The sequence below is a fragment of the Sphaerospermopsis torques-reginae ITEP-024 genome (genome assembly GCF_019598945.1).
Lineage (GTDB): Bacteria > Cyanobacteriota > Cyanobacteriia > Cyanobacteriales > Nostocaceae > Sphaerospermopsis.
In genome coordinates, this window is record NZ_CP080598.1 from 1,032,482 (window position 1) to 1,047,337 (window position 14,856).

A 14,856-nucleotide genomic window follows, 5' to 3' on the forward strand; every position below is an offset into this window, starting at 1 on the left:
TACTCGCATTTGTATTGTCTAATTTATGATCTAGTAGTATAAAAAAGCAGAATCCTAAACCATTGCTGCTTCCTCGCTTTCTGGTTACAGATGCAACTTTGTGTTACAAACTAGTTCTCTGGGACAGGAAACCAAGGTTCAGCCTTGAGCAAAATCAAATACTTGTATATTAAAGTATCAGTATATGATTGGGTTTTGTCAAACAGTTAGTAAAACCATCTATTCTGAATGTGACAAAGACCAGAACTTTATTTCATCTACTCCAAGATAATAAAAACTATAAAACTACATACAACATTAGCAGTAGACATTATGAAAGATAAATTCCCAAAAGAAGATATCCAGGTTTTAACCAGTATTTTACAGGAAAAACTACTGGTAAAATTTCCATCTGTCCCAGTTCTCCAGGTGAGATGCGCTGTCCAGAAAGACGAACTGATGATTTTAACTCAGCACCCTCCAGGTATAGCAGTTGATAGCCAAAAAATCTTTGCCATCCTTGAGGAATCGCTCCAGTGGCAATCTCAGTACCATAATGAAAGCGTGCAATTTTATGTCAGGGTTTCAGGAAAAAAACTACCCTATGCTAAACAATCAATCACCATTAAGGCTAAGGAAATACAGAAAAACCAGCAAATTCCATCCTTAGAAACAAACAATGGCTTTAATAAAGGTGCTGCTAAGAACCAGCTAATTTTTCCCCCATTGGAAATTTCTGATCTCTCATCTCCTGTAACCGATGTTCATATATCGGATAATCCATTTAGTTTACTAAAAGATGATCACATTTCGGATAATCCATTTGCTTCACTAAAAGATAACCATATCTCGGATCATCCATTGAGTTCCCGAACCGAAGAAAATATTTCAGATTCTACCTTTAGTTCTGATCTTTCATTTGGCTCAGATAATTCATTAAATTCAGATACCATACTAAGATCAGAGACATCATTTAACTCGGATGCTACATTTAGCTCAAATAGCTCATTGTTCAATGAGAGTGAGAATGAGTTAGCCGAAGAAGAAAAATTGGACTCATTTGCTGGGGTAGAAAACCTTCCCCAACGTAAAAGGCCATCCATATCACTACCACCTTTACCCGTCCTCTTAGGAGGAGTCTTGGGGGTGAGTGTGATTGTGGGAGGCGGTGCTTTCTTTTTAAATCGCGTTTGTGTGATTGGTGAATGCAAAGAATTACAAGTAGCCGAGCAATTTAAAAGCGAGTCTGAAGAATTAATCCGTAAAGCTAAATCTGCACAAGAACTAATAGCATTACAACAGCAACTAGATAAAGTTATTTCAGATATCAAAGTAATTCCCCAATGGTCTCCTCGTTATCAGCCAGCACAGGAACTGACTTTAGGTTTTTCTGACCAATCAACAAAAATTAACTTAGTGATAAAAGCTTTACAAGCCGCATCCGCCGCAGAGCAAAAAACTCAAACTCCCGCAACTAGCTTAGATGAACTCCGCAGCAGACAAACTTTATGGAGACAAGCAATTACACCACTGGAAGCTATTAAACCTAGTCATGAACTATATAGTTTGGTGCAGGCAAAATTACCCAAATATCAAAGCAATTTAAAAGTGATCAATCAGCAGTTGTTAAATGAAGAATCATGGCAGAAAAAACTTACCACAGCCAAAACTGTGGCTGATTCAGCCAACCAGCGTCAAGCTACTGCTAAATCCGGTAATGATTGGCAAAGAGTACAATTTGCTTGGCAACAAGTAATTAATGATTTGAAAAGTATCCCCGCCACCAGCACAGCAAATGAGGAAGCCAAAAAACTGTTAGCGGAATATCAACCAAAACTCATACTGGCACGCAACCGCGCTACCATAGAAATAGCAGCAGCCTCCTCTTTTCAACAAGCTACCAACTTTGCAAATCAAGCTAAAGCATTCGAGACGAAAAATCAATGGACACAAGCAATAGCATCTTGGCAACAAGCTATACAGACGGCTAAACAGGTTTCTCAAGATAGTTCCATCTATAATCAAGCACAGTCACTCATTCAAACCTATTCTACTGGTTTAGCACAGACACTGGAAAAACAGCAACTCTATGGTAACTTGGCACAAAGTCGCGCTGATTTAGGAAAAACCTGCGTCAGTGGCATACGTTTATGCAATTTCACAATTGAAAAAAAACCACAAATGCGTATTGTCGTCCGTCTAACTCCAGAGTATGATCGCAAACTGCTAACTGTTGGTGCGGATATGCAGAATCACTTCCAAACTTTGCAACAGGCTTTAGGAGTCATCAGTGAAAATGCCAACCTCCCCCTATTTCTCTACAATTCCCAAGGAGAAGAAAGGTATATGAGGAATCCGTAATAATTCATAATTGGTGATTGGTGACTGGTGACTGGTGACTGGTGACTGGGGAAGAAAATTTTAGATTTTAGATTTTAGATTTTAGATTGGATTTGACAAAAACAATCCAAAATCCAAAATCCAAAATCCTTTCATTGAATTACCAATTACCAATTACCAATTACCCATCCCTAAAAACCCAAATGATTTTGTAAAGCTTGGCGCATTTCGGTTACAGGAATTTCTTCATTTTGTAACCAGATTTTTAATGCTGCTGCACCTTGTTGAACTAGCATTTCTAAACCATCAATGGCAATTGCACCTTGTTTTTCTGCTAGTTGTAAAAATTTTGTTGGTTTGGGAATGTAAATTAAATCATAAGCAATTGCACCTGAAGGTAATTTAACCATTTCCTCTGCACTTAAAGGAGATTCATTGACATGAGGATACATCCCGATGGGAGTAGTATTTACTAACAAATTAGCTTGGGGAATTAGGTTTGGTAATTCTTCCCAAGAATGAACTTGAAATTTATCTGCAAAGGGTGAATTTTGCCAACTTTCATTAAATGCTTTTAACTTATATATGTTCCTTCCTACTACATGAATTTCTGAGAAACCTCGTTGAATACAACCTGCAACAACCGCCCTTGCAGCGCCACCATTTCCTAAAATTACTGCGGTTTTCTGACTCCAATCTTGATGATAGGTGGTTTGTAAAGGTGCGATAAACCCTTGTACATCGGTATTTGTTCCTACCCAAATGTCACCTTGACGAGTGACGGTATTAACTGCACCTATAGCTTGAGCAATGGGGGAAATTTCTGATAATAAAGGTATTATTGCCTGTTTATGGGGAATTGTTACACTAAAACCGACAACACCAATAGCTGCAAAACCAGCGATCGCAATTTCTAAATTTTCTGGTGCAATAGGAAAAGGTAAATAAACATAATCTAATCCTAATTTACTCAAAGCTGCATTGTGCATCACTGGTGAAAGGGAATGTTCTACAGGATGGCCAATAACTCCCAAAAGTTTAGATTTTCCGGTTATTTGCTGACAATAATTATTTTCTTGTTTCTGATCTTGGTTATTCATAAACATCATGTTTTTTTTAAAACGTATTGCAATTATACTTATTTTTGGTAACTTACCCAAAAAAATAACCCAGTTGCATTAAACAACCAGGCTAAATGCCAGATATTAAATGAGATTAAATGAGATTAAATTAATACATCAACCCAAACAACACTTCACACTTCCACTTGATCACCGATGATGAAATAGTCAATACAAAAGTAAGGGTAATTCATGAATTACCCCTACGCAAGAATCAGGTTTTGAGTTCAATCTTGCGTAAGTCAAGTCCTAAAATATTTTGACTCCTGTACGGGTTTAGCAGTGCTAAACCCCTACTGAATCCTTACCTAAATCTTAATTTTTACCCAAGTTTATTTTCACAACTTTATTCTTTTCTTCTACCAATTTGGGTAAATTCAGATGCAAAATACCATCTTTATAATCGGCGGTAACTTTGGTATTTTGAATAGGTACAGGCAGAGGAATTACACGCTGAAATTGACCATAATAAAATTCACTTCTGGTTTTAGCTTGATCTTCTTCTTTGTGTTGAAACTTCCGTTCACCGCTAATAGAAACTGAATCTTCTGTAACTTGAATATCTAAGTCTTTAGCTTCCATACCAGGAACTTCTAACTTGAGAATTACTGCATCATCAGTTTCAATTATTTCCGCAGCAGGAATTTTTGGAACATTAGTTAACTCTTTCAAAGTATTAGGTATAAATCCTTCTACTAAAAGATTAACGCGACGTTCTAAGGTGTCGATTTCTTTCCAGGGATTGTAACGAATAACTGTCATATACTTTTACCTCTATATTGTTGGTTGTTTCTTCGTTTGAGTTGTTTTTATCAACTCTTTGATTATTATCTTAGTGAGGTTCAAAAATAATGTAAATTCGGTTTTTATCACTTATTAAATGATGATTACCGAACCGATATTTTCGATTATAAATATTTTCGGTTTATGCGAATATTTCTGGTTCGGTTTACACGACAAATATCAATTTAAAATTAACCAGATGGGTGACTCTGATCAAAAATTCACCTCAATACTTTTCCGTTAAGGTTTTCATCCCCCCAACCTCTCTTTCAAAGAATGCCTAAAAATCCGTTTGTTTCCCCTTTTTTCAGGGATATAATGGGGGATATCTAATATTTACAATACGTAAATCTCGTTAACCGAACCGTATTGCTGTGAGCTTCATTCGTTTATTGTTTAGTTATATAAAAATATATATAATTATGTTTATTTATATTTAATAATGAAAAAATTAACTGTAAATTATCATACCTGATATATTATACAAGTGCATACAATTTTATTGAATGATTACGAAATAAATCAAAAAACAAAACACATAAACAAATTTATACAATTTAACACCATGCTACCTATAATTACGGAATTTACTATTTTGACTTTAGTCATATTTTTTTCTCTTTCCCTGCGATACCTGATTGTATCTTTTTTACTATATTGGTTGCTGTGGATTCGCAGACCAAAGTCTTGGGAAAATCGTCGTCTTCAAGATATCAATAGACGCAAGAACAAAATCTCCACTGAAATTAAATGGTCAATTTTATCCTGTCTTATTTTTTCACCTCTAGTTGCTTTGACGATGAAAATAATAGAAACGGGACATACCAAAGTTTATTTTGATCCTCTAGAATATGGGTGGTTATATTTACCTTTAAGCTTGTTTATATATTTGTTTTTGCACGATACTTATTTTTATTGGACACATTTCTGGTTACATAAACCTAAAATGTATCGGCGGTTTCATAAGGTTCATCATGAATCTATTAACCCAACACCCTGGACTTCCTTTTGCTTTGATCCATTTGAGAGCATAATTCAAGCAATTATTATTCCCATTTTGCTTTTGATCATTCCCATTCACATTAGTATGGTAGTTTTGTTATTGATATTGATGACATTATTTGGCGTGATTAATCACACAGGTTATGAGGTTTACCCAAGTTCCTGGATGCTGGGTTTTTGGAATCAATATTGGATTACACCTACCCATCACACATTGCATCATCACAAGTTTAATTGCAATTATGGTCTTTATTTTCGCTTTTGGGATAAGTTGATGAAAACAGATGTGATGAATAATTAGTATTATATATTATAATACGTAAAAACTGTAGAAATTTTTATTTTATACAGTAAAATGAAAATACATACATCAAAAAACACTTAACTTTAATTTAGATAATGCAGACAAATATAGCACCCTCTACAAATGCAATTTCTGGAAAATACTGGCAATGGCGAGGACACAATGTATACTATGTACAAGCGGGAGAAAAACAACCCCAGCGCCCCTCTTTGCTTTTAGTACATGGATTTGGTGCTTCTACAGACCACTGGCGTAAAAATCTTACCGGACTTTGTGCAGATTTTCAAGTATTTGCTATTGATCTTTTAGGGTTTGGACGTTCAGCAAAACCAAAATTACAGTATAGTGGAGACCTATGGCGTGAACAACTAGGAGATTTTATTAGTGAAGTCATTGGTGAAAAAACAGTTGTAGCGGGTAACTCTCTTGGTGGTTATGCTTGTTTATGTGTAGGTGCAAAATATCCTGATCTGGTGGCGGGGGTAGTATTACTTAATAGTGCGGGTCCATTTTCGCAAGCGGAAGGGGAACAAGTACAAATGCAACCTGCACAAAATCCTGTACAGAAATTAATTGGTAACACTGTCAAATGGACTTTTAAACAAAAGTTATTTCAAGCTTTATTATTTCAATATGTGCGTCAACGTTGGGTAATTCGTCGTACTTTGGAAAAGGTTTATTTAGATAAAACTGCAATTACTGATCAATTAGTTGCAGAAATTCAACGTCCAGCTTTTGATCCAGGTGCTTTAGATGTTTTCGTCTCTGTTTTTAGCACTCCCCAAGGGGAAAAGGTTGATGTTTTACTCAAGCAATTAACTTGTGCTTTATTATTGTTATGGGGTGAAGCTGATCCTTGGATGAAAGCGCGGGAACGTTCCCAGAAATTCCATGAATATTATCCGCAATTAACAGAATATTTTATCAATGCTGGTCATTGTCCCCATGATGAAGCACCTGATCAAATAAACCCTCTTTTCCGAGATTGGGTTTTATCTATTACTAATTGATAATTGATAATTGACAATTGACAATTGATCCATTCAAGGTTAAAAGTTCCCCTTTTTTATGGGGAAAAAGATAAAACCTTTGCATTTTTCCATTCAATCCTCTTCTTTCTAGAACACCGATTCATTAATCGTAAGGACGAAGCATTCGGACAGAATATGAACTGGTTTCAGCGATAGGTTATCACCCGAATGCTTCGCCCCTACAAGGTAAAAACAGATTACCTAGCATTACTGAATCGACGTTCTAGGGAAAGTTAATTGTCAATTGTCAATTGTACATTGTCAATTGATAAAAACCTAAAAACCTGATCAGGGTTGACCAGGTTCTAGCGAATTGATTAGTTTCAAATTTTTGGGATTAAGTAAGTGATTGAAATTCAATAACTAGGGGTGGACAATCTTACAAGTTTAGCATTTTCCTGTTTTTCCGCTTAGGGATTTGGCGCGACTATCAACACAACAGTCGGAATGCCACTTCAATTTGTAAATACTAGAACTTGTTTGGGCGGGTGACGGGGGACACTTATGTCATTGCCCAATGGGGTTGGTTGTTCTTGTTCTGTGTCCTTCTGAACTTATGAATATAATCTAGCATTCTTTTTTTCTGATGCAATGACTTGTTTACGAAAGTTGATGTTTTGTTTCATTTAGCAATATTGGGAGCAGGTGACAGGTGACAGGTGACAGGTGACAGGTGACAGGTGACAGGTGACAGTGTAAGAGGGAATAGGGAAGGTTAATAAACCAATTACCAATTACCAATTACCAATTACCCATTACCCATTACCCATTACCATTCCCACATAATTCCGGTATTGTCGAAATGGCTGGTGACAATGCGGCCAATATTGTCTATTTGGGCTATTTCTTCAGCAGAAAGCTTGACTTCTGCTGATTTGGCGTTGTCTTGTGCTTGTTGAGGATATCTTGCACCTGCGATCGCATTACTTTGGGGTTGGGCTATTAACCAGGCTAATGCTAACTGCGCTAAACTACAATTATGTTTTTCTGCTATTGGTCTAAGTTGGTCTAATGCTTGTTGAGCGCGTTCAAAATTCTCTCCTTGAAATAACTTATTTTTCGCTCGGTTATCTTCTGGATCAAATTTATGTCCTGGGGTAAATTTACCAGTTAACAATCCTTGTGCTAAGGGTGAATAAGCCAAAATTGAAATATTATTTTCCACACAATAAGGCATGGCATCGGTTTCTACATTCCGCCAAAATAGAGAGTAAGCTGGTTGTAAACTATCAATTCTGCCATATTGGGCGGCTTGTGCTAGTTGTTCACGGGAAAAATTAGAAACACCGATGGCGCGAATTTTACCTTGTTCTTTTAAGTGATTTAAGGCACTCATGGTTTCCTCTATGGGAACGATTTCACTGTTAAAAGAACCAGATGGCCAATGAATTTGATAAAGGTCGATATAATCAGTTTGGAGATTTTTTAGAGAACGTTCACAAGCTTCTATCACTTGTGGATATTTGAGATGATTGGAAAAAACTTTAGTAGCATATTCCACGCGATCGCGTACATCGGACAAAGCCTGGGCTACAATCTGTTCAGAATGTCCATCACCATAAACTTCAGCAGTATCTATAGTTGTTATTCCCGCTTCATAAGCAGCGCGAATGGTTTTAATTGAATCTGCATCTTCTATTCCCACCCACATTCTCTTTCCTGCTTGCCAAGTTCCCATTAAAATGGGTGTAATTTTAACGGTGGATGTACCCAGTGTGCGTTTTTCCATAGTTTTGCTCTAATTTTGCTCTAATTTTGCTCTAATTTCTGACAAAAGCTAAGGTAATTAGGAAACCAATAAACTTTTAACCTATTCCCTGTAACCTGTCATCTATCACCTATCACCTATCACCTGTCACCTAATAAAAGACGCTCATGGAACTGACTACCACTTTTCACGCTCTCAAAGAATGGTCTGTAGCCGTAAATGCTTTAGAAAGCGGACAAACAATTATGTTACTACGTAAAGGTGGTATTCATGAAAGAGGGGGACGCTTTACCGTTGCTCATGAACAGGTTTTACTTTATCCTACTTACGAGCATCAACAATCTTTTATGCTCAAAGCTGAATATGCTGATTTGGTGTATCCCGTTACATCAGGATGGCATCCAGAAACAACTCGCATTGGTAGTTGGGCGGAAATTACGGATATTTTACCTGTAGCGGATGAGTCTATTGTGAGTAAATTATTGCCTTTTCATATTTGGAACGAGTATTTTATTAGCGATCGCCTGAAATGGAAAGCACGTCAACCTTTATATATTCTGTTATTACGAACTTATAAACTACCCCAGGTGCAGTATATTCCTTATTTGCCTGAATATGGTGGTTGTAAATCTTGGATTGATTTAAATCAACAAGTGCAGTTAGAAGGTTCAAAAGCGGTTTTATCGGATGATGTTTATGGTAAGCTAGTTGAGACTATTCGTGGAATTATTGTCTGAATCAGGATATCCAGGATTATAGGATTTACAAGATAGGAGAGAAATTAAAAATTAAAAATCTGCGTTCATCTGCGTTCATCTGCATTTCATTAGATAATTTGTCTGAATCAGGATGTCCAGGATTTAAGGATTTACAGGATGTGGGTTTTTTTGGTGGGAGTTTTGATTTTTAGGATGTGGGGATTTTGAGGATTTTGGATTTTGTCTGAATCAGGATGTCCAGGATTTAAGGATTTACAGGATGTGGTTTTTTGGTGAGAGTTTTGATTTTTGGGATGTGGGGATTTTGAGGATTTTGAATTTTGTCTGAATCAGGATGTTCAGGATTTAAGGATTTACAGGATGTGGGTTTTTTGGTGGGAGTTTTGATTTTTGGGATGTGGGGATTTTGAGGATTTTGAATTTTGTCTGAATCAGGATGTTCAGGATTTAAGGATTTACAGGATGTGGGTTTTTTGGTGGGAGTTTTGATTTTTGGGATGTGGGAATTTTGAGGATTTTGGATTTTGTCTGAATCAGGATGTTCAGGATTTAAGGATTTACAGGATGTGGGTTTTTTGGTGGGAGTTTTGATTTTTGGGATGTGGGGATTTTGAGGATTTTGAATTTTGTTAATTTTGTAAATTAAGCAAGATGTAATTTTACTAATTTATTAATTTTTATATTATATAAAATATAAATAATATATGATACAAATAAAAATCTTCAACACCAACAGACGACTAATAAATCACATCCTGAAAATCCTCAAATCCTGGACATCCTGATTCAGACAAATAAAAATCTTAAACACCAACAAACAACTAATAAATCACATCCTGAAAATCCTCAAATCCTGGACATCCTGATTCAGACAAATAAAAATCTTAAACACCAACAAACAACTAATAAATCACATCCTGAAAATCCTCAAATCCTGGACATCCTGATTCAGACAAATAAAAATCTTCAACACCAACAGACGACTAATCAATCACATCCTGAAAATCCTCAAATCCTGGACATCCTGATTCAGACAAATAAAAATCTTAAACAATCAAAAATCATCAATCAAAATTCTGGACATCCTGACTTCTTGAACTCCTGACTCCTAGTATACAATAAAAATAAATCAACCAGAGGTAATCTAAATGGCAACCCAACTTAGTGAACCAACAACTGCACCGAAAACAGTCAAACAACTGGTAATCTCTTGGGAAGCTTTACCCGATGATTTTCAGTTAGAGGATGAACCGGTGGAAAATACAGGACAACCCCTTTTAGCAGGTGCATTACGGGAAAGTTTAGAAATAGCAGGTTTTATCAAACCAGAAATGCTAATAGTTTCTAATTTTGGACTTTGTGCGACAGTTAATGGTGAAATTGTTGTTAAAGCACCAGATTGGTTATATATACCATCTGTGAAAGAAGTTTTGCCAGAACGCAGAAGTTATACATCATATTTAGAAGGTGAATTTCCCTTAATAGTCATGGAATTTTTATCTCATAATGATGGGGGAGAATATTCTGTGAAAAGGAGTTTTCCTCCAGGAAAATGGTTTTTTTATGAACAGGTTTTACAAGTTCCTATTTACGTGATTTTTGAACCTAATGGGGGTTTATTAGAATTTTATGAATTAAAAAATGACCGCTATCAATTGCAATTACCAGATGAAAATGGTCGTCATTGGATTGAAAACATGGGGTTATTTTTAGGAACTTGGCAAGGTGAAAAAGAAGGTAGAAACGGTTATTGGTTAAGGTGGTGGGATAAAGATGGTAATTTGTTACCTTGGGGTTTAGAACAAATTGCTAAAGAAAAAGAAGTTGCAGAACAAGAAAGACAACGTGCGGAACGAGAACGGGAACGTGCAGAACAAGAAAAACAAGAAAAGGAGAGATTAATAGCTTTTTTAGTTTCCCAAGGTATTGATCCGAATAATTTACCTACTTAAAGGTAAAGTAAACCTTTGATAGATCCAGGACTTCTTTAAGAAGTCCGGGATGTGAATCTTATACATGAAATGTCATATTTTTTATCAAAGTTGCAATTTTACTAGCAATTCAATATAAAATCTAAGATTCAAAATCTAACTATCGCACCATGACAAATCTCACTCCTAATTCTAGTTTCAGTGTGACACTACGCTTACAAATTCCCAACCGGGTGGGAATGTTAGCATCTGTAACACAGGCGATCGCAACCAGTGGTGGTAATCTCGGACAAATAGATTTAATTGAACAAACCCGCCAAGAGTCTATCCGTGATATTACTGTAGATGCAGCAAGTACAGAACAAGCGGAAACTATTGTTCAAGCGGTAAAAGAGCTAATTGATATTAAAGTCATAGATGTTTATGATCGGACTTTTAATTTACATCGTGGCGGGAAAATCAGTATTGCGAGTAGGATTCCTTTAAAAAGTGTTTCTGATTTAGCAATGGCCTACACTCCAGGAGTAGGAAGAATTTGTAAAGCGATCGCCCAAAACCCAGAAGAAGTTTATCACCTCACCATTAAACAAAACACCGTCGCCATTGTCACCGATGGTAGCGCGGTTTTAGGTTTAGGAAACTTAGGACCAGCAGCAGCTTTACCCGTGATGGAAGGTAAAGCCATGTTATTTAAAGAATTTGCAGGTATAGATGCTTTCCCCATCTGTTTGGATACTCAAGATACAGAAGAAATTGTCAAAGCAGTCAAAAATATCGCCCCTGTATTCGGTGGTGTGAACCTCGAAGATATAGCAGCACCTCGTTGTTTTGAAATTGAAAAAAGACTGCAAGCAGAATTAGATATACCCATTTTTCATGATGATCAAAATGGTACTGCAATTGTCACTTTAGCTGCTTTACTGAATGCGTTAAAATTAGTCAATAAATCAATTGCAGATATCCGCATTGTCATTAATGGTGCTGGTGCTGCGGGGATCGCAGTTGCCCGCTTACTGAGAAAAGCCGGTGCAGAACAAATTTGGATGTGTGATTCTAAAGGCATTATCTCTATTAATCGCACAGATTTGAACGAAGAAAAAAGGGAATTTGCTGTTAAAGCACAAGGAACTTTAGCAGGTGCTACCCAAGGAGCAGATGTATTTATTGGGTTGAGTGGACCTGGAGTTTTAACACCAGAAATGGTACAAGGTATGACAAAGGATGCAATTGTGTTTGCAATGGCCAATCCCATTCCCGAAATTCAACCAGAATTAGTACCTAAAAATGTTACAGTCATGGCCACTGGCCGTAGTGACTACCCCAATCAAATTAATAACGTTCTCGCTTTTCCTGGGGTATTTCGTGGGGCGTTAGATTGTCGAGCGAAAACAATTACAACTAATATGTGTTTAGAAGCTGCTAATGCGATCGCCTCTTTAGTCAAACCTTCTGATTTAAATCGGGAACATATCATTCCTTCGGTGTTTGATGAGCGTGTTTCTACCGCTGTTGCAGCTGCTGTCAAACAAGCTGCACGGAAAGAAGGTATTGCTCAGAGTTAAGAAAATGACAAACCCACAAATGTGGGTTTACAATTCTCATATATTTTCACAACAAAACAGCCATGAAATATTCACTTGTTATAGGTTTAGCAGCAGAGATTTTAACTTTATTTAGGGCTTGCTGAATAAATGTAAAACCCAGATAAATCACAGGTGTGAGGCTATTTGATGGGAAACAAAGTGCAAGATTTTTGAAGATTAGACCTGAAAAACTGTGCATTTTGGAAACCGAAAATCCAAAAATTTGGGGATGACAGATAGCTGAAACTGTTCCCTGTTCCCTGTTCCCTGTTAAGCCCACATTCCGCACTTCGCTTTGTAATACATTAAGATTACGAAAATTGGGGTTAATGGTGGTTGAATAGCGATCGCCGAAGGGCTATAATTCATACGTTTAAATACTGAATAATATCAACATTTTTTGTAAAATTTATCGAAGTATTAACGTATTACATTTTGAAGTGCGGAAAGTCGGATTCAGGTAGTTCTTCGACCAGAGCAGACCAAAGGCTTTACTTTACTCAAAAAACGTTGGGTGGTGGAACGCACTTACGGTTGGTTGATGGGGTGTCGGCGATTAGTCAGAGATTATGAGTTATTACCCGAAACCTCTGAGACTTTTATCTACCTTGCCATGATCCGTATTATGGTGAGGCGACTTTGTGACTTGAAGAAGATTTTGGACAGGTTTTGGAAGAAGAAGTTGGACAAGTTGTAAGCTGAAATACTGATTATATCGTTAAAGAAAGCATCGAGTCAGAGTCAGTATGGAAGAAAGAAGTGGACATAATCCAAAAAATAGAAGAAGAAAGTGCAATACTGCTCGGTTAAGGAAAAAGAGGGAGTAAGATCAGGAGAAAAGAGTTCGCGTAGTGTTTACGATAACTAGAAGCCAAGTGAAAACAGAAAAGCCACACCATGAACACAAAACAGTGTCCCTATGAATAAAATAATATTTAATTGCTCAAATATAAAGGTAAGAACGCGAAAATATGATAAGACTAACTAGCAGTTTTTTTAATCATAAAAGAAGGTTGATTGATAGTGGTACTACCACAGCTAAAACCAGTGCTGGAAAAGCCGAAATATCCATTAAATCAGTAATCAAACGGTATACTTTCTCAGAACCATTATCTTCAATTACATATTCAATCACACGAATAGGAATTCTGGTTGCACCTTGAGGGGGCGACAAAGGAGTTAAAGAGGTTGCTGGATAAGGATCACAGCCCTCATACCCTGCTGATAAAATGGCATCTTATTGCGAACTAACGCCATCATCTCCAAGACCAATTCTTGACACTCATTCATAGAAACTATCCAACTAGAACCATACAAACCTATCCAAAAATCACTATGTCTTCTTCTAGTTCTTTGATGTTCACTCATCCGACAAACATAAGATTGTTGTCTTTGAGATTGAGTTTTTTTACCTTGTAACCATGCAGAAGTCATTGCTAAAGCAATCAATAAAATTATCCGCACAAGTCTATCAGGAGAAGCCTGAGAACCTTCTAAATTATAACCCCCAGTTTTACAATCTTTAAACATAGCCTCAATCCCAAAACGTTGGCTATATATTTTGATAGTTGTTGATATATCTGTGAGATTAGTTGATAAATACCAAGGTTCTAATTCTTGCTTACCGCGATACTTTCGTTTCCAATAAACGGCTAAATTACAACGACCAAAACCTTTCTCCTGTGTGAGATTAACATTTTCATAAAATCTCCGACCTCCCGGATAAATTGGAATTGTACTCAATGGTTGGAATTTTTGTCTTTTTTCTTGAAATGTGGTATCTTTTTTCTGTCTGAAGATATACTTCAAACCCTGACCTTGTAACCATTTTCTTAATTCAGCACCATGAAATTCCCTATCGCCAATAATGACTAATTGATAATTTTTCAATAACCTAATTACCGGACGTAATACTTTTTGTTGTTCCTGGAGGTTACTGCAACCTTCTTTATCTAGCAGACACCAATATATTGGTAATGCTCTTTTTTGATAAATTACACTTGCCATCAAAATGTTATTGTTTTTCCATTGCGTTCTGTCTATAGCAATTACCAATTGGGAGAGCGGTTTAAAGAATCGTGCTAAAATGGCTGTAATAATTGGAAACCATAACAACACTACACTCAACTTATTAGAGTTCAAAAATCTTTGTATATGACGACGACGGCTATTTTCTTGTATTGGTAAGGGTAGATTAGCAGCCAATCTTTCTATTCTGACTTCTTTCTGTGTTTGAAGTACCCACACCAGCATTTTTAGGGTGATGAACTGTCTGTTGCTCAGGTATTTTTCGAGGATTTCTTGATAAAATGATGGTAGCATTTATTTTTGTGGTCTTGTTATTTTGACGAGACC

General features: G+C 36.6%; 11 protein-coding genes and 1 pseudogene. 7 read left to right on the top strand and 5 right to left on the bottom strand.

The window, feature by feature from the left end:
* The first annotated feature begins 312 nt into the window (after nt 1–312).
* Complete coding sequence (locus tag K2F26_RS04830) at nt 313–2,340, top strand: hypothetical protein (RefSeq protein WP_220610563.1); 2,028 nt, start codon at nt 313–315, stop codon at nt 2,338–2,340.
* 170 nt (nt 2,341–2,510) lie between these two features.
* Here the strand turns inward: K2F26_RS04830 and K2F26_RS04835 are convergent, their stop codons facing one another.
* Entirely contained in the window at nt 2,511–3,419 is a 909-nt protein-coding gene (locus K2F26_RS04835; protein WP_220610564.1) for a shikimate dehydrogenase, read from the bottom strand.
* A 336-nt stretch (nt 3,420–3,755) separates the two neighbouring features.
* On the bottom strand, nt 3,756–4,202 hold the full coding sequence (locus K2F26_RS04840) for an Hsp20/alpha crystallin family protein (RefSeq protein WP_220610565.1): 447 nt from the start codon (nt 4,200–4,202) through the stop codon (nt 3,756–3,758).
* Nucleotides 4,203–4,788: 586 nt separating this feature from the next.
* On the opposite strand from K2F26_RS04840, the gene K2F26_RS04845 reads away from it, so the two are divergent.
* Both K2F26_RS04845 and K2F26_RS04850 read left to right on the top strand, forming a co-directional pair.
* Nucleotides 4,789–5,526, top strand: a complete 738-nt coding sequence (locus K2F26_RS04845; RefSeq protein WP_194057718.1) for a sterol desaturase family protein — start codon at nt 4,789–4,791, stop codon at nt 5,524–5,526.
* Between the two features lie 98 nt (nt 5,527–5,624).
* Complete coding sequence (locus K2F26_RS04850) at nt 5,625–6,539, top strand: alpha/beta fold hydrolase (protein WP_220610566.1); 915 nt, start codon at nt 5,625–5,627, stop codon at nt 6,537–6,539.
* Nucleotides 6,540–7,329: 790 nt separating this feature from the next.
* On the opposite strand, the gene K2F26_RS04855 is transcribed toward K2F26_RS04850, so the two are convergent.
* On the bottom strand, nt 7,330–8,289 hold the full coding sequence (locus K2F26_RS04855) for an aldo/keto reductase (RefSeq protein ID WP_220610567.1): 960 nt from the start codon (nt 8,287–8,289) through the stop codon (nt 7,330–7,332).
* A gap of 146 nt (nt 8,290–8,435) precedes the next feature.
* Here K2F26_RS04855 and K2F26_RS04860 point away from each other — a divergent pair, with 146 nt between their 5' ends.
* The 4 genes and pseudogenes from K2F26_RS04860 to K2F26_RS04875 form a co-directional block, all read left to right on the top strand.
* A complete protein-coding gene (locus tag K2F26_RS04860; protein WP_220610568.1) occupies nt 8,436–9,005 on the top strand; it encodes a DUF1802 family protein in 570 nt (189 codons plus the stop codon).
* A 1,130-nt stretch (nt 9,006–10,135) separates the two neighbouring features.
* Nucleotides 10,136–10,939 carry a Uma2 family endonuclease gene (locus K2F26_RS04865; protein WP_220610569.1) on the top strand — a complete coding sequence of 268 codons (804 nt, stop codon included), beginning with the start codon at nt 10,136–10,138 and terminating at the stop codon, nt 10,937–10,939.
* A gap of 149 nt (nt 10,940–11,088) precedes the next feature.
* On the top strand, nt 11,089–12,480 hold the full coding sequence (locus tag K2F26_RS04870; protein WP_220610570.1) for a malic enzyme-like NAD(P)-binding protein: 1,392 nt from the start codon (nt 11,089–11,091) through the stop codon (nt 12,478–12,480).
* A gap of 475 nt (nt 12,481–12,955) precedes the next feature.
* Nucleotides 12,956–13,198, top strand: a pseudogene (locus K2F26_RS04875) (transposase); the annotation flags it as partial.
* Between the two features lie 303 nt (nt 13,199–13,501).
* On the opposite strand, the gene K2F26_RS04880 reads toward K2F26_RS04875, so the two are convergent.
* A complete protein-coding gene (locus K2F26_RS04880; protein ID WP_246605520.1) occupies nt 13,502–13,675 on the bottom strand; it encodes a hypothetical protein in 174 nt (57 codons plus the stop codon).
* A gap of 5 nt (nt 13,676–13,680) precedes the next feature.
* The gene (locus K2F26_RS04885) at nt 13,681–14,823 is read right to left on the bottom strand and encodes an IS4 family transposase (RefSeq protein ID WP_220610571.1); all 1,143 of its coding nucleotides are present in this window, start codon (nt 14,821–14,823) and stop codon (nt 13,681–13,683) included.
* Nucleotides 14,824–14,856 lie beyond the last annotated feature (33 nt).

Bases quoted from the DNA above. Each gene is read 5' to 3' on its own strand.
- K2F26_RS04865 (WP_220610569.1), top strand. From the start codon at position 10,136: ATGGCAACCCAACTTAGTGAACCAACAACTGCACCGAAAACAGTCAAA.
- K2F26_RS04855 (WP_220610567.1), bottom strand. From the start codon at position 8,289: ATGGAAAAACGCACACTGGGTACATCCACCGTTAAAATTACACCCATT.
- K2F26_RS04870 (WP_220610570.1), top strand. From the start codon at position 11,089: ATGACAAATCTCACTCCTAATTCTAGTTTCAGTGTGACACTACGCTTA.
- K2F26_RS04840 (WP_220610565.1), bottom strand. From the start codon at position 4,202: ATGACAGTTATTCGTTACAATCCCTGGAAAGAAATCGACACCTTAGAA.
- K2F26_RS04850 (WP_220610566.1), top strand. From the start codon at position 5,625: ATGCAGACAAATATAGCACCCTCTACAAATGCAATTTCTGGAAAATAC.
- K2F26_RS04835 (WP_220610564.1), bottom strand. From the start codon at position 3,419: ATGAATAACCAAGATCAGAAACAAGAAAATAATTATTGTCAGCAAATA.
- K2F26_RS04830 (WP_220610563.1), top strand. From the start codon at position 313: ATGAAAGATAAATTCCCAAAAGAAGATATCCAGGTTTTAACCAGTATT.
- K2F26_RS04845 (WP_194057718.1), top strand. From the start codon at position 4,789: ATGCTACCTATAATTACGGAATTTACTATTTTGACTTTAGTCATATTT.
- K2F26_RS04885 (WP_220610571.1), bottom strand. From the start codon at position 14,823: ATGCTACCATCATTTTATCAAGAAATCCTCGAAAAATACCTGAGCAAC.
- K2F26_RS04860 (WP_220610568.1), top strand. From the start codon at position 8,436: ATGGAACTGACTACCACTTTTCACGCTCTCAAAGAATGGTCTGTAGCC.